Origin of the sequence: Photobacterium lipolyticum, from assembly GCF_003026475.1 — a bacterium.
Taxonomy (GTDB): domain Bacteria; phylum Pseudomonadota; class Gammaproteobacteria; order Enterobacterales; family Vibrionaceae; genus Photobacterium; species Photobacterium lipolyticum.
In genome coordinates this window covers 25,095-44,833 of record NZ_PYMC01000021.1, presented here as the reverse complement: position 1 = coordinate 44,833, position 19,739 = coordinate 25,095, and the positions used below count along the sequence as shown (strand labels likewise).

Annotated in this window: 22 protein-coding genes; all 22 read right to left on the bottom strand. The window is 48.0% G+C overall.

Annotation, left to right across the window (positions count from 1 at the left end; genetic code table 11):
* Window positions 1-130: 130 nt before the first annotated feature.
* Complete coding sequence (gene glmU, locus C9I89_RS20010; protein WP_107285090.1) at window positions 131-1,492, bottom strand: bifunctional UDP-N-acetylglucosamine diphosphorylase/glucosamine-1-phosphate N-acetyltransferase GlmU; 1,362 nt, start codon at window positions 1,490-1,492, stop codon at window positions 131-133.
* 193 nt (window positions 1,493-1,685) lie between these two features.
* Complete coding sequence (locus C9I89_RS20005; protein WP_107285089.1) at window positions 1,686-2,108, bottom strand: F0F1 ATP synthase subunit epsilon; 423 nt, start codon at window positions 2,106-2,108, stop codon at window positions 1,686-1,688.
* Between the two features lie 17 nt (window positions 2,109-2,125).
* On the bottom strand, window positions 2,126-3,532 hold the full coding sequence (gene atpD, locus C9I89_RS20000) for a F0F1 ATP synthase subunit beta (protein WP_107285088.1): 1,407 nt from the start codon (window positions 3,530-3,532) through the stop codon (window positions 2,126-2,128).
* A 32-nt stretch (window positions 3,533-3,564) separates the two neighbouring features.
* On the bottom strand, window positions 3,565-4,431 hold the full coding sequence (gene atpG / locus C9I89_RS19995) for a F0F1 ATP synthase subunit gamma (RefSeq protein ID WP_107285087.1): 867 nt from the start codon (window positions 4,429-4,431) through the stop codon (window positions 3,565-3,567).
* Window positions 4,432-4,475: 44 nt separating this feature from the next.
* Window positions 4,476-6,017: a F0F1 ATP synthase subunit alpha gene (atpA, locus tag C9I89_RS19990; RefSeq protein WP_107285086.1), complete on the bottom strand. Its 1,542-nt coding sequence runs from the start codon at window positions 6,015-6,017 to the stop codon at window positions 4,476-4,478.
* A gap of 16 nt (window positions 6,018-6,033) precedes the next feature.
* Window positions 6,034-6,567 (bottom strand): F0F1 ATP synthase subunit delta, encoded by a 534-nt coding sequence (gene atpH, locus C9I89_RS19985; RefSeq protein ID WP_107285085.1) that lies wholly within the window; start codon window positions 6,565-6,567, stop codon window positions 6,034-6,036.
* A 16-nt stretch (window positions 6,568-6,583) separates the two neighbouring features.
* Window positions 6,584-7,054, bottom strand: coding sequence for a F0F1 ATP synthase subunit B (gene atpF / locus C9I89_RS19980; protein ID WP_107285084.1), 471 nt, complete (start codon window positions 7,052-7,054; stop codon window positions 6,584-6,586).
* A gap of 67 nt (window positions 7,055-7,121) precedes the next feature.
* Entirely contained in the window at window positions 7,122-7,379 is a 258-nt protein-coding gene (gene atpE, locus C9I89_RS19975) for a F0F1 ATP synthase subunit C (protein WP_107285083.1), read from the bottom strand.
* Window positions 7,380-7,467: 88 nt separating this feature from the next.
* Window positions 7,468-8,256 (bottom strand): F0F1 ATP synthase subunit A, encoded by a 789-nt coding sequence (atpB, locus tag C9I89_RS19970; protein WP_107285082.1) that lies wholly within the window; start codon window positions 8,254-8,256, stop codon window positions 7,468-7,470.
* Between the two features lie 8 nt (window positions 8,257-8,264).
* Window positions 8,265-8,654 (bottom strand): F0F1 ATP synthase subunit I, encoded by a 390-nt coding sequence (locus C9I89_RS19965; protein ID WP_107285081.1) that lies wholly within the window; start codon window positions 8,652-8,654, stop codon window positions 8,265-8,267.
* Between the two features lie 178 nt (window positions 8,655-8,832).
* Complete coding sequence (locus tag C9I89_RS19960) at window positions 8,833-9,720, bottom strand: ParB/RepB/Spo0J family partition protein (protein ID WP_211315283.1); 888 nt, start codon at window positions 9,718-9,720, stop codon at window positions 8,833-8,835.
* A gap of 15 nt (window positions 9,721-9,735) precedes the next feature.
* Entirely contained in the window at window positions 9,736-10,530 is a 795-nt protein-coding gene (locus C9I89_RS19955; protein ID WP_107285079.1) for a ParA family protein, read from the bottom strand.
* Between the two features lie 16 nt (window positions 10,531-10,546).
* A complete protein-coding gene (gene rsmG / locus C9I89_RS19950; RefSeq protein ID WP_107285078.1) occupies window positions 10,547-11,167 on the bottom strand; it encodes a 16S rRNA (guanine(527)-N(7))-methyltransferase RsmG in 621 nt (206 codons plus the stop codon).
* A gap of 9 nt (window positions 11,168-11,176) precedes the next feature.
* Entirely contained in the window at window positions 11,177-13,066 is a 1,890-nt protein-coding gene (gene mnmG / locus C9I89_RS19945; protein WP_107285077.1) for a tRNA uridine-5-carboxymethylaminomethyl(34) synthesis enzyme MnmG, read from the bottom strand.
* A 427-nt stretch (window positions 13,067-13,493) separates the two neighbouring features.
* Window positions 13,494-13,940, bottom strand: coding sequence for an FMN-binding protein MioC (mioC, locus tag C9I89_RS19940; protein WP_107285076.1), 447 nt, complete (start codon window positions 13,938-13,940; stop codon window positions 13,494-13,496).
* A 155-nt stretch (window positions 13,941-14,095) separates the two neighbouring features.
* Window positions 14,096-15,463, bottom strand: a complete 1,368-nt coding sequence (gene mnmE / locus C9I89_RS19935) for a tRNA uridine-5-carboxymethylaminomethyl(34) synthesis GTPase MnmE (protein WP_107285075.1) — start codon at window positions 15,461-15,463, stop codon at window positions 14,096-14,098.
* Between the two features lie 244 nt (window positions 15,464-15,707).
* The gene (gene yidC, locus C9I89_RS19930) at window positions 15,708-17,324 is read right to left on the bottom strand and encodes a membrane protein insertase YidC (RefSeq protein ID WP_107285074.1); all 1,617 of its coding nucleotides are present in this window, start codon (window positions 17,322-17,324) and stop codon (window positions 15,708-15,710) included.
* Between the two features lie 2 nt (window positions 17,325-17,326).
* On the bottom strand, window positions 17,327-17,584 hold the full coding sequence (gene yidD / locus C9I89_RS19925) for a membrane protein insertion efficiency factor YidD (RefSeq protein WP_107285073.1): 258 nt from the start codon (window positions 17,582-17,584) through the stop codon (window positions 17,327-17,329).
* Window positions 17,551-17,907, bottom strand: coding sequence for a ribonuclease P protein component (gene rnpA, locus C9I89_RS19920; protein WP_107285072.1), 357 nt, complete (start codon window positions 17,905-17,907; stop codon window positions 17,551-17,553). The genes yidD and rnpA overlap by 34 nt, the downstream gene beginning before the upstream one ends.
* Before the next feature lie 12 nt (window positions 17,908-17,919).
* Window positions 17,920-18,054: a 50S ribosomal protein L34 gene (gene rpmH, locus C9I89_RS19915; RefSeq protein WP_045037224.1), complete on the bottom strand. Its 135-nt coding sequence runs from the start codon at window positions 18,052-18,054 to the stop codon at window positions 17,920-17,922.
* A 151-nt stretch (window positions 18,055-18,205) separates the two neighbouring features.
* Entirely contained in the window at window positions 18,206-18,976 is a 771-nt protein-coding gene (locus C9I89_RS19910; protein WP_107285071.1) for an amino acid ABC transporter ATP-binding protein, read from the bottom strand.
* Window positions 18,973-19,644: an amino acid ABC transporter permease gene (locus C9I89_RS19905; protein WP_107285070.1), complete on the bottom strand. Its 672-nt coding sequence runs from the start codon at window positions 19,642-19,644 to the stop codon at window positions 18,973-18,975. Before C9I89_RS19905 ends, C9I89_RS19910 begins: the two co-directional genes overlap by 4 nt.
* Window positions 19,645-19,739 lie beyond the last annotated feature (95 nt).

The following is a 19,739-nucleotide window of genomic DNA, read 5'->3' as shown; positions in this document are numbered from 1 at the left end:
AGAAACTAGAAACTAGAAACTAGAAACTAGAAACTAGAAACTAGAAACTAGAAACTAGAAAAGCATATCGCAGATAACAAAAAGGCAGGGAAGACCCTGCCTTTACTCAGTCGTTTTATTTCGCAAATAGCTACTTTTGCTTGACCGGGCGTTTCCAGCCTTTGATAGTACGAGCTGCGACGCGAGTGATCACTAACTCACCTTCACCGACATCACGGTTAATGGTCGCACCGGCACCAATAGTGGCGCCTTTGGCAATTTTAACCGGCGCGATCAGCTGAGTATCTGAGCCGATAAATACGTCGTCTGCAATTTCAGTCTTGAACTTATTGGCACCATCATAGTTACAGGTGATCGTACCCGCACCGATATTTACCCGCTCGCCGATTTCTGCATCACCAAGATAAGTAAGGTGGTTGGCTTTAGAACCGCGACCTAAGCGGGCTTTCTTCATTTCGACAAAGTTACCAACATGCGAATCACCCACCAGCTCGGCTCCCGGACGCAGACGGGTAAACGGACCCACGGTACAGTCTTCGCCTATTGTTGCGCCTTCAATCACGCTATAAGGGCGAATAAGGGTGTTATCGTCGATCTCACAGTCTTTGAGCACAGAGCCCGCGCCAATGATGACGTTGTTACCCAGCGATACGCTGCCTTCGATGATCACGTTGACGTCAATTTCCACATCCGTGCCGCATTGCAGCTTGCCACGCAGATCAAAACGCGCCGGATCGCGCAGCATCACCCCTTGCTCCAACAGACGTTCGGCCTGCATCGCCTGAAATGCACGCTCCAGTCTCGCGAGTTGAACACGGTTATTCACCCCTTCCACTTCAATCGGATTAACCGGGTGTACCGCTTCTACCGCCCGGCCTTCGTTATGGGCAATGGCGATAATATCTGTCAGGTAGTATTCGCCCTGGGCGTTTTCATTTTTCAGCTGACCTAACCAGCGTTTCAAGTCGCCACCGTTGGCAACCATCACTCCGGTATTGATTTCTTTGATCTGCTTCTGCTCTTCGCTCGCATCTTTCTGCTCAACAATCGCTACAACCGGGCCATTGCGACGCACAATACGGCCGTAACCCATCGGATCATCAAGAACCACGGTAAGCAAGGCAATACCGCCATCCGGCTGCGCATCAAGTAAGTTAGTCAGGGTATCAGCACTGATCAACGGCACATCACCGTACAGAATTAAGACTTTTTCACTGTCAGCCAAAGCTGGCGATGCCTGATTAACCGCATGGCCAGTACCTAGCTGCTCTGCCTGCAATACCCAGTTTACCGGCTCGTCAGCGAGCACCTGCTGCATATGCTCGCCACCATGGCCATAAACCAAATGGATGTTGTTCGCGCCCAGATCACTACAGGTATCAATGACATGCTTCACCATTGGTTTACCGGCCAGGGTATGCAATACCTTCGGTAAGTTTGAGTACATACGGGTGCCTTTTCCCGCGGCCAGAATCACAGCGCTGAAACTCATGACTAATATCCTTCTTGATGCATAATCGAAAATTTATCTGCCTGCATTGTATCTGCTCATCCCGCCGGGTTTAAGGGCAATCTATTAATTTTTGCCAAGTATTAACTCTCAATTGGCAATAATTTATTTCTCGGGAGACTTTTCAGAGATAAAAAAAGCGACCCTGAGGTCGCTTTTTGCGTCATGCGTCTGATTAACGCGATTTTTTCGTCAGCTCGATAACACGTAGCTGAGCGATCGCTTTAGCCAGATCACTGGCCGCTTGAGCAAAGTTGATATCGTCATGCTGATTCTGGATATGTTCCTCAGCCTGACGTTTCGCTTCTGCTGCCTTCGCTGCATCCAAATCTTCACCACGGATCGCGGTATCAGCCAGTACAGTGACTGCACTTGGCTGAACTTCAAGCATACCGCCAGAAAGATAGATAACCTCTTCCCCGCCGTGTTGCTTGGTGATTCGGACCATACCCGGTGTAATAGCGGTCAGCAGCGGTGCATGTCCTGCGAAAATACCCAGTTCACCTTCGCTACCGGTCACCTGAATACTTTCAGCTCGGCCAGAGAACAGTTTCTTCTCTGCGCTTACCACGTCCAGATGGAAGGTTATCGCTGCCATGTCGCCTCCTACTCAGCTTAAAGCTTCTTCGCGTTTTCCAACACGTCTTCAATCGCACCGCAGTACATAAATGCCTGCTCTGGGATATCGTCGTATTCACCCGCAAGGATACCACTGAAGCTACGTAGCGTATCTTTCAGTGATACATAGATACCTGGTGAGCCGGTAAAGACTTCGGCAACGTGGTAAGGCTGAGTTAGGAAACGCTCAATCTTACGTGCACGGGATACGGCTTGCTTATCTTCTTCAGACAGCTCGTCCATACCCAGGATTGCAATGATGTCTTTCAGCTCTTTATAACGCTGCAGAAGGCTCTGAACGCCACGAGCAATATCATAATGCTCCTGACCAACAACCAGTGGATCCAGCATACGAGATGTAGAATCCAACGGGTCGATCGCCGGGTACAGACCCAGTGAAGCAATTTGACGAGAAAGTACCACTGTCGCATCCAAGTGAGCGAACGTCGTTGCTGGTGATGGATCCGTCAAGTCATCGGCTGGTACGTATACCGCCTGAACCGAGGTGATAGAACCGCTCTTCGTTGACGTGATACGTTCCTGAAGCACACCCATCTCTTCAGCCAGTGTTGGCTGGTAACCTACCGCTGATGGCATACGACCCAGTAGAGCCGAAACCTCGGTACCCGCTAGGGTGTAACGGTAGATGTTATCGATGAACAGCAGTACGTCACGGCCTTCGTCACGGAAACGCTCAGCCATTGTCAAACCAGTCAGGGCAACACGCAGACGGTTTCCTGGTGGCTCGTTCATCTGGCCGTAAACCATTGCTACTTTTGATTCTTCAGGTTTTTCGATGTTAACAACACCGGCTTCCTGCATTTCGAAGTAGAAATCGTTACCTTCACGAGTACGCTCACCAACACCTGCAAATACCGACAGACCTGAGTGCTGAAGGGCGATGTTGTTGATGAGTTCCATCATGTTGACGGTTTTACCCACACCCGCACCACCGAACAGACCGATTTTACCACCCTTAGCGAATGGACAAATCAGGTCAATAACTTTTACGCCGGTTTCTAGCAGCTCAGTCACATTCGACTGTTCTTCATAGCTTGGGGCTGCACGGTGAATCGCATAACGCTCTTCTTCACCGATGTCACCACACTCATCAATTGGCTGGCCCAGAACGTTCATGATACGTCCTAGTGTTGCAGTACCAACTGGAACTTCAATTGGGCGGCCTGTATTTTCAACAGACAAACCACGACGTAAGCCATCAGAAGTACCCATTGCGATACCACGAACAACACCGCCACCTAGCTGCTGCTGAACTTCCAGTACTAATGTACCGTTCTCTTTCGCATCAACATGTAGGGCATCGTATACTTTTGGCACAGAGTCCTGCGGAAACTCTACGTCGACTACCGCACCGATGATCTGTACGATCTTACCTGTAGCCATCGTTAATCCTCTAAACTTATTAATTCTTCGCCTTAAACAGCAGACGCACCAGAAACGATTTCTGACAATTCTTGGGTAATCGCAGCCTGACGGGCTTTGTTATACACCAGCTGTAGATCGTTTATTAAATCTCCAGCGTTATCTGTTGCCGCTTTCATCGCAACCATTCGAGCCGCTTGCTCACTGGCAAGGTTCTCGACCACGCCCTGATAAACCTGGGATTCGGCATAGCGAACCAGCAAGGTATCAAGCAGGGGCTTTGGCTCGGGCTCGTAAATATAGTCCCAAGAGTGGTTACGCTGCATTGCTTCGTCTTCTGATTTAGGCAAAGGTAGCAATTGATCAATCACTGGTTCCTGAACCATGGTGTTTACAAACTTGTTGTAAACCAGGTAAAGGCGATCCAATAGGCCTTCATCATATTTCTTCAGCATCACGCCGACGGTACCGATTAGCTCGTTAACGGTTGGGGTATCACCCAAACCAGAAGCCTGAGCAACCACGTTGCCGCCGTAGGTGTTAAAGAATGCTGTTGCTTTAGCGCCAATTAGCGCCATATCAACTTCTGCACCTTGTTCTGACCAACCTTGGATGTCTGTCATCGCTTGTTTAAACAAGTTAATGTTCAAACCGCCACACAAACCACGGTCAGAAGAAACAATGATGTAACCTACACGCTTGGCTTCACGTACCTCAAGATAAGGATGCTTATACTCGAGGTTACCAAGGGCGATATGACCGATCACCTTACGCATAGTTTGTGCATATGGACGAGATGATTCCATCGCATCTTGCGTTTTACGCATTTTCGATGCGGCAACCATTTCCATCGCTTTTGTGATCTTCTGTGTGTTTTGCACACTACCGATCTTGTTACGAATCTCTTTTGCGCTGGCCATCGTTACTCTCCGTTAGTAGGTGATCGCAAGCGATCACCAACCAATTACCAAGTCTGGGTAGCTTTGAAATCGTCAACCAGTTTTACAAACTGAGCTTCAATTTCATCGTTCCACGCACCCGTTTCATCAACCTGAGATACTAGCTCAGCAAATTGACCTTTGGCATATGAAAGCAACGATGCTTCGAAATCAGCAAGCTTCGATAGCTCAATGTCAATCAAATAGCCTCTTTCAGCAGCAAAAATCACCACCGCCTGCTCAAAGACAGACATTGGCGCATACTGCTTCTGCTTCATCAGTTCTGTCACTTTCTGACCGTGATCAAGCTGTTTCTTGGTTGCTTCATCAAGGTCTGACGAGAACTGTGCGAAAGCCGCTAGCTCACGGTACTGTGCAAGTGCGGTACGAATACCACCAGACAGTTTCTTGATGATCTTGGTTTGAGCAGCACCACCAACACGCGATACAGAAATACCTGGGTCAACAGCTGGACGAATACCGGCGTTGAATAGTTCTGTCTGCAGGAAGATCTGACCATCAGTGATGGAGATTACGTTAGTCGGTACGAATGCCGATACGTCACCGGCCTGCGTTTCGATAATTGGAAGCGCAGTCAGAGAGCCGGTCTTACCTTTTACTTCACCGTTAGTGAATTTTTCTACGTAGCGCTCGCTTACACGAGAGGCACGCTCTAGCAGGCGAGAGTGCAAGTAGAAAACATCACCAGGGAATGCTTCACGGCCTGGCGGACGCTTAAGCAATAGCGAGATCTGGCGGTAAGCAACTGCTTGCTTAGACAGGTCATCATAGATGATCAGCGCGTCTTCACCGCGGTCACGGAAATATTCACCCATTGCACAACCAGAGTATGGCGCAAGGTATTGCAGTGCCGCCGCTTCAGAAGCGGATGCCACAACAACAATGGTGTTTTCCAGTGCACCGTGCTCTTCCAGCTTACGAACTACGTTAGCGATAGTCGACGCTTTCTGACCGATAGCAACATAAACAGAGTAAATACCAGAATTTTTCTGGTTGATGATCGCATCGATCGCCATTGCTGTTTTACCAGTCTGGCGGTCACCGATGATCAGCTCACGCTGGCCACGGCCGATTGGGATCATTGCGTCAACCGATTTGTAGCCAGTCTGAACCGGCTGATCAACTGATTTACGATCGATAACGCCCGGTGCAATCACTTCAACAGGAGACGATGTCTCTGTTTCAATTGGACCTTTACCATCAATAGGCTCACCTAGCGTGTTAACAACACGGCCAAGTAACGCAGGGCCTACTGGTACTTCAAGAATACGACCAGTACCTGTAACTTTCATGCCTTCCTGAAGGTTAGCATAAGGGCCCATTACAACCGCACCAACCGAGTCACGCTCAAGGTTAAGTGCCAGTGCATAACAGCCACCAGGTAGCTCAATCATTTCACCTTGCATTACGTCAGCAAGGCCATGGATACGAATAATACCGTCGCTTACAGAAACGATAGTACCTTCATTGCGTGCTTCACTTACAACGTTGAATTTTTCAATGCGTTGTTTGATCAGTGCGCTAATTTCCGTGGAATTAAGTTGCATGCTCCAATTCCCCAAATCAAGACTGCAAAGTATCGCTCAGGCGGGTTAATTTACCGCGTACTGAGTTATCGATTACCAGGTCTCCAGCTCTAATTACAACCCCAGCAATCAGGGTCTCGTCTACACTGCAATTCAGCTTAACTTTACGTTCAAGACGCAACTCTAGCTTCTCTCTGATCGCGGCAAGTTGACTATCATCTAAAGTCACCGCAGAAATCACGCTGGCTTCGATAGTTTTTTCATGTTCGTTTTTCAGGAACAAGAACTCGTCACTGACATCAGGGAGCGCTGCAAGGCGTCCATTTTCAGCCATCACTTTCAATAAGTTCAGGCCGAACTCGTTGAGTTGCTCGCCGCATACTGAAACAATAATTTCAGTGAGCTTGTCAGCAGAAAAACCACTGTGCAAGACCTCTTGCATAGTTTCATTTTTCACTACTTCACTTGCAAAGGTCAGCATTTCCGCCCATTGGGCTAGCTCACCATTCTCAACCGCAAAATCAAATGCTGCTTTAGCGTAGGGGCGTGCGATGGTAGTCATATCCGACATGTGCTTGCCCCTTTAATTACAGTTCTGCAGTGACTTTGTTAAGAAGATCTGCATGAGCGTCTTTATCAATCGTACGCTCAAGGATTTTCTCAGCACCAATCACAGCTAGAGTTGCAACTTGTTTTCTTAACTCATCACGAGCACGATTGCGCTCTGATTCAATTTCCGCAAGACCTTGCGCAAGAATTTTCTCACGTTCAGCCTGAGCTTCCGCTTTTGCTTCATCGACGATCTGAGCTTTACGCTTGTTCGCTTGCTCAATGAGCTCGTTCGCAGCGTGTTTTGCTTCTTTCAGTTGATCAGAAGCATTAGCTTGAGCTAGGTTCAGGTCTTTAGCAGCGCGATCTGCAGCTGCCAAACCGTCGGCAATTTTAGCCTGACGTTCTTCAATCGCTTCCATCAATGGTGGCCATACATATTTCATGCAGAACACGACAAATAGGAAAAAAGCGATTGCCTGACCCAGCAAAGTTGCATTCATATTCACAACGCATCTCCTTAAAAAGGGTTGCTATGGGTCCATTTGCTATTGTTTATTAAAGCAGCTAGGGGGATTAACCAGCTAGTTGACCAACAAATGGGTTTGCAAATGTGAATAGTAGTGCGATTACGATACCGATCATTGGAACCGCATCAAGCAGACCAGCAATGATGAACATCTTAACTTGCAGCATTGGTGCCATTTCAGGCTGGCGAGCAGCAGATTCAAGGAATTTACCACCAAGAAGTGCGAAGCCGATCGCTGTACCAAGGGAAGCAAGACCTACAATGATGCCCACGGCAATTGCAGAAAAGCTTAGTAAAGTTTCCATCACTATCTCCAGTTTATAGTTGTCGGCTAAAGTGCCAGTAAAAATTGAAAAAATATTTTACGAATAATCGTTAATGTACGAATAATCGCTAATGATTGTCTTCATGCGCCTGAGACAGGTACACAATAGTCAACATCATAAACACAAATGCTTGAATCGTAATGATCAGAATGTGGAAGATTGCCCACGGTACTGAACCGAGCCATTGTGCCCACCACGGCATGAGTGCCGCGATTAGAATAAACACCACCTCACCAGCAAACATGTTACCGAACAGACGCATACCAAGTGAAATAGGCTTCGCAAGTAGCGATACCACTTCAAGAAGTAGGTTAAACGGGATCATGATCGGGTGATTGAACGGATGCAAAGCCAGTTCTTTAGCAAAACCACCAAGGCCTTTCACTTTGATGCTGTAATAGATCATCAATGCAAATACACCCAGTGACATTGCCATAGGGATGTTTACATCAGCTGTTGCTACCACCTTAAGATAAGGGATACCAAACCAGTGTTGTGCCGGATACGGAAGAAAATCAATTGGAATTAAATCCATGATGTTCATCAGCATAATCCAACAGAAAATGGTTAATGCCAAAGGAGCTATCAGTTTGTTGCGGCCATGAAAAGTCTCTTTTACGCTGTTATCAACGAATTCGACCATTATTTCCACAAAACACTGTAGTTTCCCTGGAACTCCTGATGTCGCCTTTTTCGCTACGGAATGGAATACCCATAAAAAGGCAAGCCCAGTCATCACAGAGAAAAACAAGCTATCGATATGTACCGTCCAGAAACCACCATCACCCACTGTCAAATTAGTCAGGTGGTGAGTAATGTAGCTTGACGGCGTTAGCGCTTCACCTGGCGCACTCATAACTCATCCTATTTGTTGTTGTTAATGAATAAAACCGGCCCAAAGATATTAATACCGAGAGCCAGCAAATAGGTCAGTTTGAGGGGAACAAGTTCCACCTCTATATACAGGTAAACAATGACAAATAGGATGACTGTTATGAGGATTTTCAGCACCTCTCCACCATAAAATGATGCCATCACCAGCCGCGCCTTGCGGGCACCACTGAAGAGAAAAGCACACATGGCAAAGACAGCATTGGCTATCACAAAGATGCCGCCACCGATTAATGCCGAGATTCCCCAGTCAACACTGACAGCAAACACTGCCATTAATGCCGTTGTTAAAACGACGCCAGATTGTAGTAACAGCAACCGCTTTGCCAATTGGCGTCCCGGTCTTACTAGCGCCGATACCATGTATTCGTTCCTCGAGTCCATTCCACTACACGATTGTTGTGCTGGGAAAACTGCGAAAATTATACGGCTCATTAGATTGAATGCAATCTAATCGCAGCAAATAAATGTGTTGGATTTTACAACACTATAACCTGATCACGTGGCTGTAAATTTTGCAACAAAATCCGCACGTTTAAGGTCACATTTCCTGACCGAACATTGCAAGGATTTGCTGTAACTTGTGCGATTGGTCAAAGTTGATGATAATCTTTCCTTTACCATTTTTCTGTTGATTAATCGCCACCTGAGTGCCTAACTGCTCACTAAGGCTATTTTCTAATGCCTCGACCTTAGGGTCGATCATTGCGACTTTAGGTTCAGCCGCAGGTGCCAGCATTTTTTTTACCAACTTTTCGGTATCACGAACGGTCAGCAACTTATTGGCAACCACTTGGGCCGTTTCTACCTGTAGGGTCGCGTCCAACGCGAGCAAAGCACGAGCGTGTCCCATTTCCAACTGACGCTTTTCCACCATTCGCTTAACCGCAGCTTCTAGCTGATTAAGACGGAGTAAATTCGACACGGTCGTACGGGATTTACCAACAGCTTCAGCAACTTGCTGGTGCGTTAGTGAAAATTCATTTTGCAGCCGCTCCAGGGCCTGTGCTTCCTCAATCGCATTGAGATCTTCACGCTGAATATTCTCAATTAATGCAATCGCCACCGCAGCACGATCGTCGACAACCTTAATAATACAAGGGACTTTCTGAAGGCCAGCTTGACGAGAAGCTCGCCAGCGACGCTCACCGGCAATAATTTCATACTGTTGTTGCGCGACTTCACGCACCACAATCGGCTGAATAACACCTTGCGCGCGGATCGAATCACTTAACTCCGAAAGTGCTTCATCAGACATATCTTTTCGAGGCTGATACTGACCAGGCTGGAGCAGGTGGATTGGCAAATCCTTAAGCATGCCATCTGCTGACAGAGATTGTGCTTTTTCGGCACTTTGTTGTTTAGCCTGTGCAACCGAACTGGTTGCCAGCAGCGCATCAAGGCCCTTACCCAGGCCTCGTTTACTTATGTTCATGTTCAACCCTTATGCATTCACGGTGTCGGCGTCACGTTCCATTTCGTCACGACGGATCATTTCACCGGCCAAAGCAAGGTAAGCCTTAGCGCCACTCGAATATTTATCATAGTACATGGCAGGACGGCCATGACTTGGCGCCTCGGCCAAACGGACATTACGAGGGATCACGGTGCGATATACTTTTTCACCAAAGTGCTTTTTAAGCTGCTGAGAGACTTCATTCGCCAGTCGGTTACGAGGATCAAACATCGTACGAAGCAGACCTTCAATTTTGAGGTCGGCATTCACAACGGCGGTTAGCTTGCTGATGGTATCCATCAATGCCGTTAAGCCTTCCAGCGCAAAATATTCGCACTGCATAGGGACAAGCACAGAATTTGCTGCTGTCATGGCGTTAATTGTAAGTAGATTTAAGGCCGGAGGACAATCGATAAAGATGAAATCATAGTTATCACGAACCAGCTCTAACGCATTGCGTAAGCGGACCTCGCGGGCAAACACTTCCATCAGCTTAATTTCAGCAGCAGTAACATCACCATTGGCGGCAATAAGGTGGTAGCCGCCTGTGGTGTCTGTGATCACGACGTCGTTAAACGGGGTTTCTTCGACCAGAAGTTCATATGCCGTAGCATCCACCTGATATTTATCGACACCACTGGCCATAGTGGCGTTACCTTGCGGATCTAAGTCTATTACTAAGACTTTTCTCTGCGTCGCTGCCAGCGATGCGGCTAAATTGACGCAAGTGGTGGTTTTACCCACGCCTCCTTTCTGATTGGCTACAGCTATGACTTTTCCCACGAAAAAACCTCATCAATTAATCCTTTGCCGTCAAGGTTACTAAATGACGCACCCCTTCTAACTCAGGGACTTGCAAAGATTGGACCTCAGTCACAGAACACCATTCTGGTAATTCTGCCACTTCCTGTTGACTGAACTGACCCTTCAAGGCCAAAAAATGTCCATCTGCAGCAGGCAGATGGCGGCACCATGACACCATATCGTTCATCGAAGCAAATGCCCGGCTGATCACCCCGTCAAACCCCAGCTCCGGCTGAAAATCCTCAACCCGGCTTTGTACGGGGGTAACATTGGCAATCTTCAGCTCATGGATCACCTGGCGAATAAATCGGATACGCTTGCCTAAACTATCAAGCAGGGTAAACGTTTTATCCGGACACATAATTGCCAGAGGTATACCTGGCAGTCCCGGTCCCGTGCCGACATCGATGAAATTCCCCCCCTTAAGGTAAGCACTCACGACGATACTATCCATGATATGTTTCACTAGCATATCGCGAGGATCACGAACAGACGTTAGATTATACGCCTTATTCCATTTATGAAGCAGTTCAACATAACCCACAAGTTGCTGAATTTGTTGTTCTGTGACTTGCAATTCAGTTTGCGCGATTAGTTGTTCCAAACGTTGTTTCACTGGTGACTCCTATTCGCCTTTTTTCAGCATGCCTTGTTTTTTCAGATAGACCAGCAGTATTGAAATGGCTGCCGGGGTAATACCAGAGATACGGGAAGCCATACCAATGGTTTCTGGTTTCGCATCATTGAGTTTTGAAATCACTTCATTTGACAGGCCTTTCACCACGCCGTAATCCAGCTCAAAGGGTAGCTTAGTCTTCTCATGGCGCAGGGATTTCTCAACCTCATCTTTCTGGCGATCGATGTAACCCTGATATTTTACCTGAATTTCAACTTGTTCACTGGCCTCGCGGTCTTCATGAGCCGGAGCAAATGTTTCGATCGTGACCAATTGCTCATAGGTCACTTCCGGCCGACGCAGAAGATCCTCACCACTGGCTTCACGTACGATCGGCGTTTTAAGGATCTTATTCAGCGATTCTGCTTGATCCGATGTCGGGTTGATCCAAATCTCTTTCAGGCGCTGACGTTCTTGCTCCATATTTTCAATCTTCTGATTGAAACGAGCCCAACGCGCATCATCAACCAGACCAAATTCACGGCCCACTTCGGTTAGGCGTATATCGGCATTATCTTCACGTAGCAACAAGCGGTATTCAGCACGGGAAGTAAACATCCTGTACGGTTCTTTGGTTCCCATGGTGGACAGATCATCAATCAATACGCCCATATATGCCTGATCGCGACGAGGGCTCCAGCCCTCTTTTTCTTGTACCAGTAGGGCCGCGTTCATCCCCGCCAGTAAACCTTGAGCCGCCGCTTCTTCATAGCCGGTAGTACCGTTGATCTGACCGGCAAAGAATAACCCTTGGATAAATTTGGTTTCAAATGTCTGTTTCAAATCGCGCGGATCAAAGAAATCATATTCAATCGCATAACCCGGACGGACGATATGGGCATTCTCAAATCCTTGCATAGAACGGACAATCTGCATCTGGACATCGAACGGTAAGCTGGTAGAAATACCATTTGGATACAGTTCATGCGTCGTCAGGCCTTCTGGCTCAATGAAAATCTGATGGCTGTTTTTATCCGCAAAACGCATTACCTTGTCTTCAATCGACGGGCAGTAGCGCGGACCGATCCCCTCAATCACTCCGGAATACATCGGACTGCGATCGAGGTTATTACGGATCACGTCATGGGTTTTTTCATTGGTGTGGGTGATAAAGCACGGGATCTGACGTGGATGATCCGAGGATTTACCCATGAATGAGAATGTCGGGGTTGGATTATCCCCATGCTGAGTCTGCAGCTGGCTGAAATCGACGGTACGGGCGTCAATGCGCGGTGGTGTACCTGTTTTCAGACGATCAATCCGGAAAGGTAATTCGCGCAGACGGTTTGCCAACGCGATCGACGGTGGATCCCCGGCACGGCCGCCATTGTAATTTTCCAGGCCGATGTGGATCTTGCCACCCAGGAAGGTACCGACTGTAAGCACGACAGCTTTCGCTCGGAATTTCAGTCCCATTTCCGTTACAACGCCAACGGCACGATCATGTTCGACGATCAAGTCGATAACCGCTTGCTGAAACAGCATTAAATTTGGCTGATTTTCTAACGTATCACGAACTGCAGCTTTGTACAGCGCACGATCTGCCTGGGCACGGGTGGCACGAACAGCTGGGCCCTTTGATGAGTTCAGGGTTCTGAACTGGATCCCGCCTTTGTCGATCGCTTTGGCCATCAAACCGCCGAGGGCATCGACTTCTTTCACCAGGTGTCCTTTCCCGATCCCGCCAATAGCAGGGTTGCAAGACATTTGACCCAATGTATCGATGTTATGTGTCAAAAGTAAGGTTTTTTGTCCCATTCGTGCAGCGGCTAATGCGGCTTCAGTACCGGCATGACCACCACCGACCACGATGACATCAAAATTTTCCTGGTAAAACATGAAACTACCTCAGGTATTCAAACAGCCAGTGAATTATCTACGAGCAAAGGCCGATCATTCTATCCTTTTTCTGATGAAGAGAGAATCTTTAGTGAAGATCATTTGATCAGCTCAAAGTTGGTCTTTAAATATATATAAGATCTTTTAGAGAGATCTTCTGTTAGATCTATTATTAGGATCGCACGATCTTGTGGATAAGCCACAAATGATCCTAATGATCATGATGTTATGGAGGATCATTAGCTGTGGAGCGGCTTGGATCATCGTGAGGATTAGCTGGGATCAAAAAGGGCACTTATCAACAGGGTGGGGGAGGCTAATAAGTTATTCAATGGATAACTATCCTTTGATCACTGTTTAGATCTATAGTTATCCACAGAAAAAAGTTTAAATTTGGCCTTAAAATGGGGTAATTAAGGGATTAATTTTATCCACAAATGTGTTTTTTCCAGCTTAACAACCAACTTTCAGCCGGGTCTTCCGGTACAGAGTGCAGTGAAACATCGATATCTAAACGCTCACCTAACCGGGTTGCACCGAGTGATTGAAGCTGTTCATCGATGGCTTTACCTGCCGCGCAGAACGTATCGTAGCTGCTATCACCTAAGCTAATAACCCCGTACCGCAACGATGATAAATCAGGTTGTTGCTCGTTTAGTTGCTTGATAAACGGCTGGATATTATCAGGAAAATCGCCGGCGCCATGGGTTGAGCAGACAATTAGCCAGATAGTGTCGGTGGTGAGATCCGCGAAATCGGGCTGATTGATGATTTCGGTGCCGTGGCCATCCTGCTCCAGCAGTTCAGCCAAGTGATCGGCAACGTATTCTGCACCGCCTAAGGTGCTGCCTGTGATTAAGGTAATGTTGCTCATACTGTCCTCAGTATCAGAAAGAATTACCTTGATTGTACTGCTTCATGAAGGAGATAAAAGTAACTAAATAGAAGGAATCATAGAGAAGGAAAAGGAGGATAGAAAAATCCACAGGACAAGAAATGCCCTGTGGACGGGATCGCATTCGGATCGTTTTATTTGCCGATACAGAACGAAGTAAAGATCCTGCCAAGAAGATCATCCGATGAAAACTCACCGGTGATCTCACTTAAATGCTGCTGAGCCAGACGAAGCTCTTCTGCCAGGATCTCACCTGCCATAAAGCCTTCTAGCTGACTCTTCCCTATTTCGAGATGCTGCGCGGCTTGTTCCAGGGCTTCTAGATGACGGCGACGGGCCATAAAGCCACCCTCAGTGGTGCCAGCGAAGCCCATGCACTCTTTCAAGTGTTCACGCAAGTCATCGATGCCCTCGCCCGTACGGGCCGACAGGCGAACCAGGGTGGGATTGTTGACATGGCAAATTCCAGCGTCTTCACCGGTGAGCTCCACTTTGTTGCGGATCACGGTTAATCCCATACTGTCTGGCAGACGTTCAATAAAGTCAGGCCAGATCTCTTTAGGGTCGGTTGCATCGGTGGTGGTGCCGTCAACCATGAACAGGACGCGGTCTGCTTGCTGGATCTCTTCCCAGGCCCGTTCAATTCCGATCCGTTCCACTTCATCCGACGCTTCACGCAGGCCGGCGGTATCGATGATGTGCAGTGGCATACCATCGATGTGAATATGTTCGCGCAGCACGTCGCGGGTGGTTCCGGCGATATCGGTCACAATGGCGGATTCTTTGCCGGACAGTGCATTCAGCAGGCTGGATTTACCGGCATTCGGGCGGCCGGCGATGACGACTTTCATTCCTTCACGAATGATTGATCCCTGGTTAGCTTCGCGGCGTACGGCTTCAAGAGAGGCCATAATGCCATTCAAGTCATTACTGACCTTACCGTCTGATAAGAAGTCGATCTCTTCTTCGGGAAAATCAATCGCCGCTTCAACGAAAATACGCAGGTGGATTAGTGCTTCCACCAGCTCGTTGACCTTGGTCGAGAACGCGCCCTGAAGCGATTTAAAGGCGCTTTTTGCCGCTTCCTCTGAACTGGCATCAATCAGATCGGCAATCGCCTCTGCTTGAGCGAGATCGAGCTTATCGTTCATGAATGCCCGCTCAGAGAATTCTCCCGGACGAGCCGGACGAATACCGTCCAGCTTGAGGATACGGCGGATCATCATATCCATCAGTACCGGTCCACCATGTCCTTGCAGTTCCAGAACATCTTCACCGGTAAAGGAATTTGGCCCTTTAAAGAATAAAGCAATGCCCTGATCCAGTGCGCTGCCATCTTCATTTTTAAAAGGGAGATACTCTGCATAACGGGTTTTGAGTTCACGGCCGGCAACCGCGAGTGCGACGTCTTTCGCTTTCGGGCCCGAGACGCGAATAATGCCTACACCACCACGGCCTGGCGGTGTGGCTTGAGCAACAATGGTATCAGTCTGTTCGATCATAACTTTGGCTTAGCTTTAAAAATTCGTTGCAATTGTATACCCAAACTAGGCCAATATGCAGAGTTCAGCGAGAATTCAGTGGTTTTTAGGCAAGGCTGCCATTGGAGTGAATAGGGGGGCTAGTTAGATAATGTAAATTGAGAGTAGAAGGGAAGGCGCTTCAATTGCAATTTTTGACGAAAACGGGCATTAAAAAGGCGGCCATAAGGCCGCCTTTGGGTAACAGAGTGAGTCACAGGGCTGACTATGACTTACTGTGCAGACCTTTCTTTTCCAGTGAACGATAAATCAGCGTTTGCTGGATCAGGGTAACCACGTTCGATACCAGCCAGTAAAGGACCAGACCGGACGGGAAGAACAGGAAGAAGAACGTAAACATGACAGGCATGAACGTCATGATCTTCTGCTGCATTGGATCGGTGACTGTCGACGGGCTCATCTTCTGGATCATGAACATCGACGCACCCATCAGGATCGGCAAGATATAGTATGGGTCTTGTGCCGACAGATCATGGATCCAACCGAAGAACGGTGAATGACGCAGTTCAACCGATTCCATCAGTGACCAGTACAAGGCGATGAAAATTGGCATCTGCAGAACAATCGGCAGACAGCCACCCAATGGGTTGACTTTCTCTTTCTTGTACAGCTCCATCATCTCTTGGCTCATACGCTGGCGGTCATCGCCTAAACGCTCTCGCATTGCTGCCAGCTTAGGCTGAAGCATGCGCATTTTTGCCATCGAGGTGTACTGTGCTTTGGTCAGCGGGTACATCGCACCACGAACGATAAACGTAAGGGTCATGATCGCGATGCCCCAGTTACCGACAATACCTTGAATGAAGGACAACAGTTTATGTAGCGGGCTTGCGATAAACCATAACCAGCCATAATCTACGGTCAGGTTCAGGTTAGCAGCTGTCGCTTCCATTTCTTTTTGCAGTTTCGGACCAACCCAGAGTGTTGATTTCACTGTTTGCTCACTGCCGGCAGCAATCGTCGTTGTTGGCAGACGGACACCGATATAGCCCTGGCCATTGCTGGTGCGGGTGAACAGGTTCGATGCTTCTTCTGAACGTGGGATCCACGCCGATACAAAGTAGTGTTGCAGCATTGCTGCCCAGCCATTAGCCGTTGTCATGTTCAGGTTTTTATCCTGCATGTCATCGAAGCTGTATTTTTTGTAGTTGGTATCGTCTGTTGAATAGGCACCACCGCGGTAGGTAGGCATGGTCAGGCTACCACCGTCATCCATCAGGTTTTGCTTCAGCTGAGCGTACATCTGGACACTTGCTGCGGCGTCTGACTGGTTATTGATGGTGTATTCAACGTCGACAGCGTAGTTGTTACGCGTAAGCACGAATGTTTTGGTGTAGGTAATGCCATTTTTAACAAATGTCATTGGTACACGAAGTTCGTCCTGGCCATCAGCCAGGTTGAATTCTTTTGCTTCGACCGTCAGCTGAGCACGACCCGCTGTGGTATCAATGCCATTGGCACCGATCAGGCCTGATTGGGCAATATAACTGTGACCTAGCTCGTTTTGCAGCAGCACGAAAGGCTGGTCAGAATCAAGTTCGTCAGCGTAAGCCAGTAGCTTTGCTTCGATGACATCACCACCAAGGGTATCGACAGTAAGAGCCAGTACATCTGTATTGATAGTGATTAGGTCGTTGGAGCTGCTTTGCTCCGGAATTGGCTGGCCATCACCTGAGTGTGAAGGGACATCACCACTATTGTTAACTTGTTGCTCTACACCCTGGCCTTGTGGCTGTGGGCTGTTGTCCATATTCCACTGTTGGAACAGCAGGAACGAGACAAACAGTAGGGCAATTAACAGAATATTGCGTTGGGAATCCATCGTTAATGATCTCTGTCGTTATGCTTGGTTGGCGGAACGGGGTCGTAACCACCGTTGTTTAAAGGATGACATCTTAATAGACGTTTCGCCGCGAACCAACACCCTTTTATCGCTCCATGCGCTTTTATTGCTTCAATTGCGTACTGAGAACATGTAGGGGTAAATCGACAGCGTGGTCCAATGAGTGGACTTATTGTCAGTTGGTAAAGGCGGACCAGTCGTATGACTAGCCACGCGAAGGGCGAGACAGGCGATGCCATAATTTATCTAACAGCTTAAATAGCTCTTCGTTGCTCAGCTCACTGGCACTTTTCTTGGCTATCACCACAAAATCTTTGGCTGGCAGATCATGTTGCTTAAGACGGAAACTTTCGCGCACAATGCGTTTGAATTGGTTTCTGCCGACAGCAGTTTTGATCTGTTTCTTGGGAACAGCCAGACCGAGGCGAGGGTGATTGAGATCGTTTGGACGAGCAAGAATAGTTAAATGAGGAGAGCCAGCACGGTGAGCTTGCTGGAAGACTTTTTTATAATGTTCGGGAGTTAACAAACGTAACTCCCGAGAGAAGGCTAGCTTATTCAAAATAATCAGAGATTACTTAGAAAGACGCTTACGGCCTTTTGCACGACGTGCATTGATTGTTGCGCGACCGTTCTTAGTTGCCATGCGAGCACGGAAGCCGTGGTTACGCTTGCGCTTCAGAACAGAAGGTTGAAAAGTGCGTTTCATGGTTTTACCTTAAATTAACTGATCAGTTTTTAAGTTTGTTACTTAGTGTCGGATGTAAAAACACCCTCTACCTCAAACAAAGAGGCGGAATTGTAATCACTGACCGTTAAAGAGTCAATAATTATGCCCATATCGTGACATGGGCGGTGAATTATACGTTTTGTGAGCCAGAGCGCAAGGATCCTTCGCTGATCCCGACTTGATTCAGGAATTTTTTTAATCGAGGATCGTGTGGGTTAGTGAAGATCTGCTCCGGTTTCCCTTGCTCGACAAACTCGCCATCGGCCATAAAGATCACCCGATCGGCGACTTCACGGGCAAATTGCATCTCATGAGTGACTACCAGCATGGTCTGATGGCGGGTAGCGAGCTTCTGCATTAACGTTAGCACTTCGCCGACCCATTCCGGATCTAAAGCCGATGTCGGCTCATCAAACAGTAACAGTTCGGCTTCTAAGGCCATGGCCCGGCCAATACCGACCCGCTGCTGTTGACCGCCCGAGAGGGCGGACGGGTAGGCATCGCCTCTATCGCCTAAGCCAATGTCGTCGAGAATTTGCTGGGATCGGGCATAAGCCTCTTCTTTTTTCCAGCCTTTCACCGTGATCAGCCCTTCCGCGATATTCTGCCGGGCGGTCAGGTGGGCAAACAGCGCATAGTTCTGGAACACAAAGCCGGTTTTACGGCGCAATGCTAAAATGTCAGCTTTTGTTGCCTGTGGGCTATTGACGGCGACATCATCAATCTTGATGTGTCCCAAATCGGCGGTTTCAAGAAAATTAATGCAGCGAAGCAGGGTGGATTTTCCGGTGCCTGACGGGCCGATCACCACCACAATTTCACCTTTATTGATCTCTAAATCCAGGTTGGAGAAGATGGTGGTTTCACCAAAACGTTTGGTGAGGTTGTTTATTTTGATCATCGCACATACGCCTTGTTGAGTTTGGCTTCTGCCCAGTACTGGACGCGGGTTAATATCACGACCATCATCCAGTAAATCAGAGCAACGGCCAGGAAAGCCTCAAAGAATTTAAAGCTGGAAGAGGCTTCCATTTGTGCCCTGGCCATAATTTCGGTTACGCCTAAGGTGAAAGCCAGCGAGGTCGATTTAATCATGTCGATGAAATAGTTCATCAGTGACGGTAAGGCGATCCGGGTTGCCTGAGGCAAAATTATCCGTCGCATCGCCTGCATTTCCGTCATGCCGATCGATAAGCTGGCTTCCATCTGGCTGCGTTCGACACCAGTAATAGCCGCGCGAATACTTTCCGCTTTATAAGCCGCAAAATGCAGGCTCAGGCCGATCACGGCTGCACTGAAGGCATCGAGGCCAACAAATACCGGAAAGACCTGTGGCAGGCCGTAATACAGCAAAAAAAGCTGAACCAGCAACGGTGTACCGCGAAAGAAACTGATGTAAAGCTGACTGAGCTGATCGAGTACCGGTATTTTATAAACCCGGATCAGAGCCAGTGCGACGGCGAGCACCAGTGCAAAGACTAATCCCCATGCCGCCATGGCGAGCGTGGTACCAAGATATTTCAGTAAGATCGGCACCAGGGATAGCATGTAGTTAAAATCGAAACCCATAATGGATGCTTATTCCGTTCGTTATTGTCGTTGCAGAGACACAAAGACTCACCAAATGGTGAGTCTTTGTCAATATAGGTAAATGCTTACTAACG

What these genes read in the sequence shown, in the direction of transcription:
- glmU (WP_107285090.1), bottom strand. Translation starts at nt 1,492, where the DNA reads ATGAGTTTCAGCGCTGTGATTCTGGCCGCGGGAAAAGGCACCCGTATG.
- C9I89_RS20005 (WP_107285089.1), bottom strand. Translation starts at nt 2,108, where the DNA reads ATGGCAGCGATAACCTTCCATCTGGACGTGGTAAGCGCAGAGAAGAAA.
- atpD (WP_107285088.1), bottom strand. Translation starts at nt 3,532, where the DNA reads ATGGCTACAGGTAAGATCGTACAGATCATCGGTGCGGTAGTCGACGTA.
- atpG (WP_107285087.1), bottom strand. Translation starts at nt 4,431, where the DNA reads ATGGCCAGCGCAAAAGAGATTCGTAACAAGATCGGTAGTGTGCAAAAC.
- atpA (WP_107285086.1), bottom strand. Translation starts at nt 6,017, where the DNA reads ATGCAACTTAATTCCACGGAAATTAGCGCACTGATCAAACAACGCATT.
- atpH (WP_107285085.1), bottom strand. Translation starts at nt 6,567, where the DNA reads ATGTCGGATATGACTACCATCGCACGCCCCTACGCTAAAGCAGCATTT.
- atpE (WP_107285083.1), bottom strand. Translation starts at nt 7,379, where the DNA reads ATGGAAACTTTACTAAGCTTTTCTGCAATTGCCGTGGGCATCATTGTA.
- atpB (WP_107285082.1), bottom strand. Translation starts at nt 8,256, where the DNA reads ATGAGTGCGCCAGGTGAAGCGCTAACGCCGTCAAGCTACATTACTCAC.
- C9I89_RS19965 (WP_107285081.1), bottom strand. Translation starts at nt 8,654, where the DNA reads ATGGTATCGGCGCTAGTAAGACCGGGACGCCAATTGGCAAAGCGGTTG.
- mnmG (WP_107285077.1), bottom strand. Translation starts at nt 13,066, where the DNA reads ATGTTTTACCAGGAAAATTTTGATGTCATCGTGGTCGGTGGTGGTCAT.
- mioC (WP_107285076.1), bottom strand. Translation starts at nt 13,940, where the DNA reads ATGAGCAACATTACCTTAATCACAGGCAGCACCTTAGGCGGTGCAGAA.
- mnmE (WP_107285075.1), bottom strand. Translation starts at nt 15,463, where the DNA reads ATGATCGAACAGACTGATACCATTGTTGCTCAAGCCACACCGCCAGGC.
- yidC (WP_107285074.1), bottom strand. Translation starts at nt 17,324, where the DNA reads ATGGATTCCCAACGCAATATTCTGTTAATTGCCCTACTGTTTGTCTCG.
- yidD (WP_107285073.1), bottom strand. Translation starts at nt 17,584, where the DNA reads ATGGCATCGCCTGTCTCGCCCTTCGCGTGGCTAGTCATACGACTGGTC.
- rpmH (WP_045037224.1), bottom strand. Translation starts at nt 18,054, where the DNA reads ATGAAACGCACTTTTCAACCTTCTGTTCTGAAGCGCAAGCGTAACCAC.
- C9I89_RS19910 (WP_107285071.1), bottom strand. Translation starts at nt 18,976, where the DNA reads ATGATCAAAATAAACAACCTCACCAAACGTTTTGGTGAAACCACCATC.
- C9I89_RS19905 (WP_107285070.1), bottom strand. Translation starts at nt 19,644, where the DNA reads ATGGGTTTCGATTTTAACTACATGCTATCCCTGGTGCCGATCTTACTG.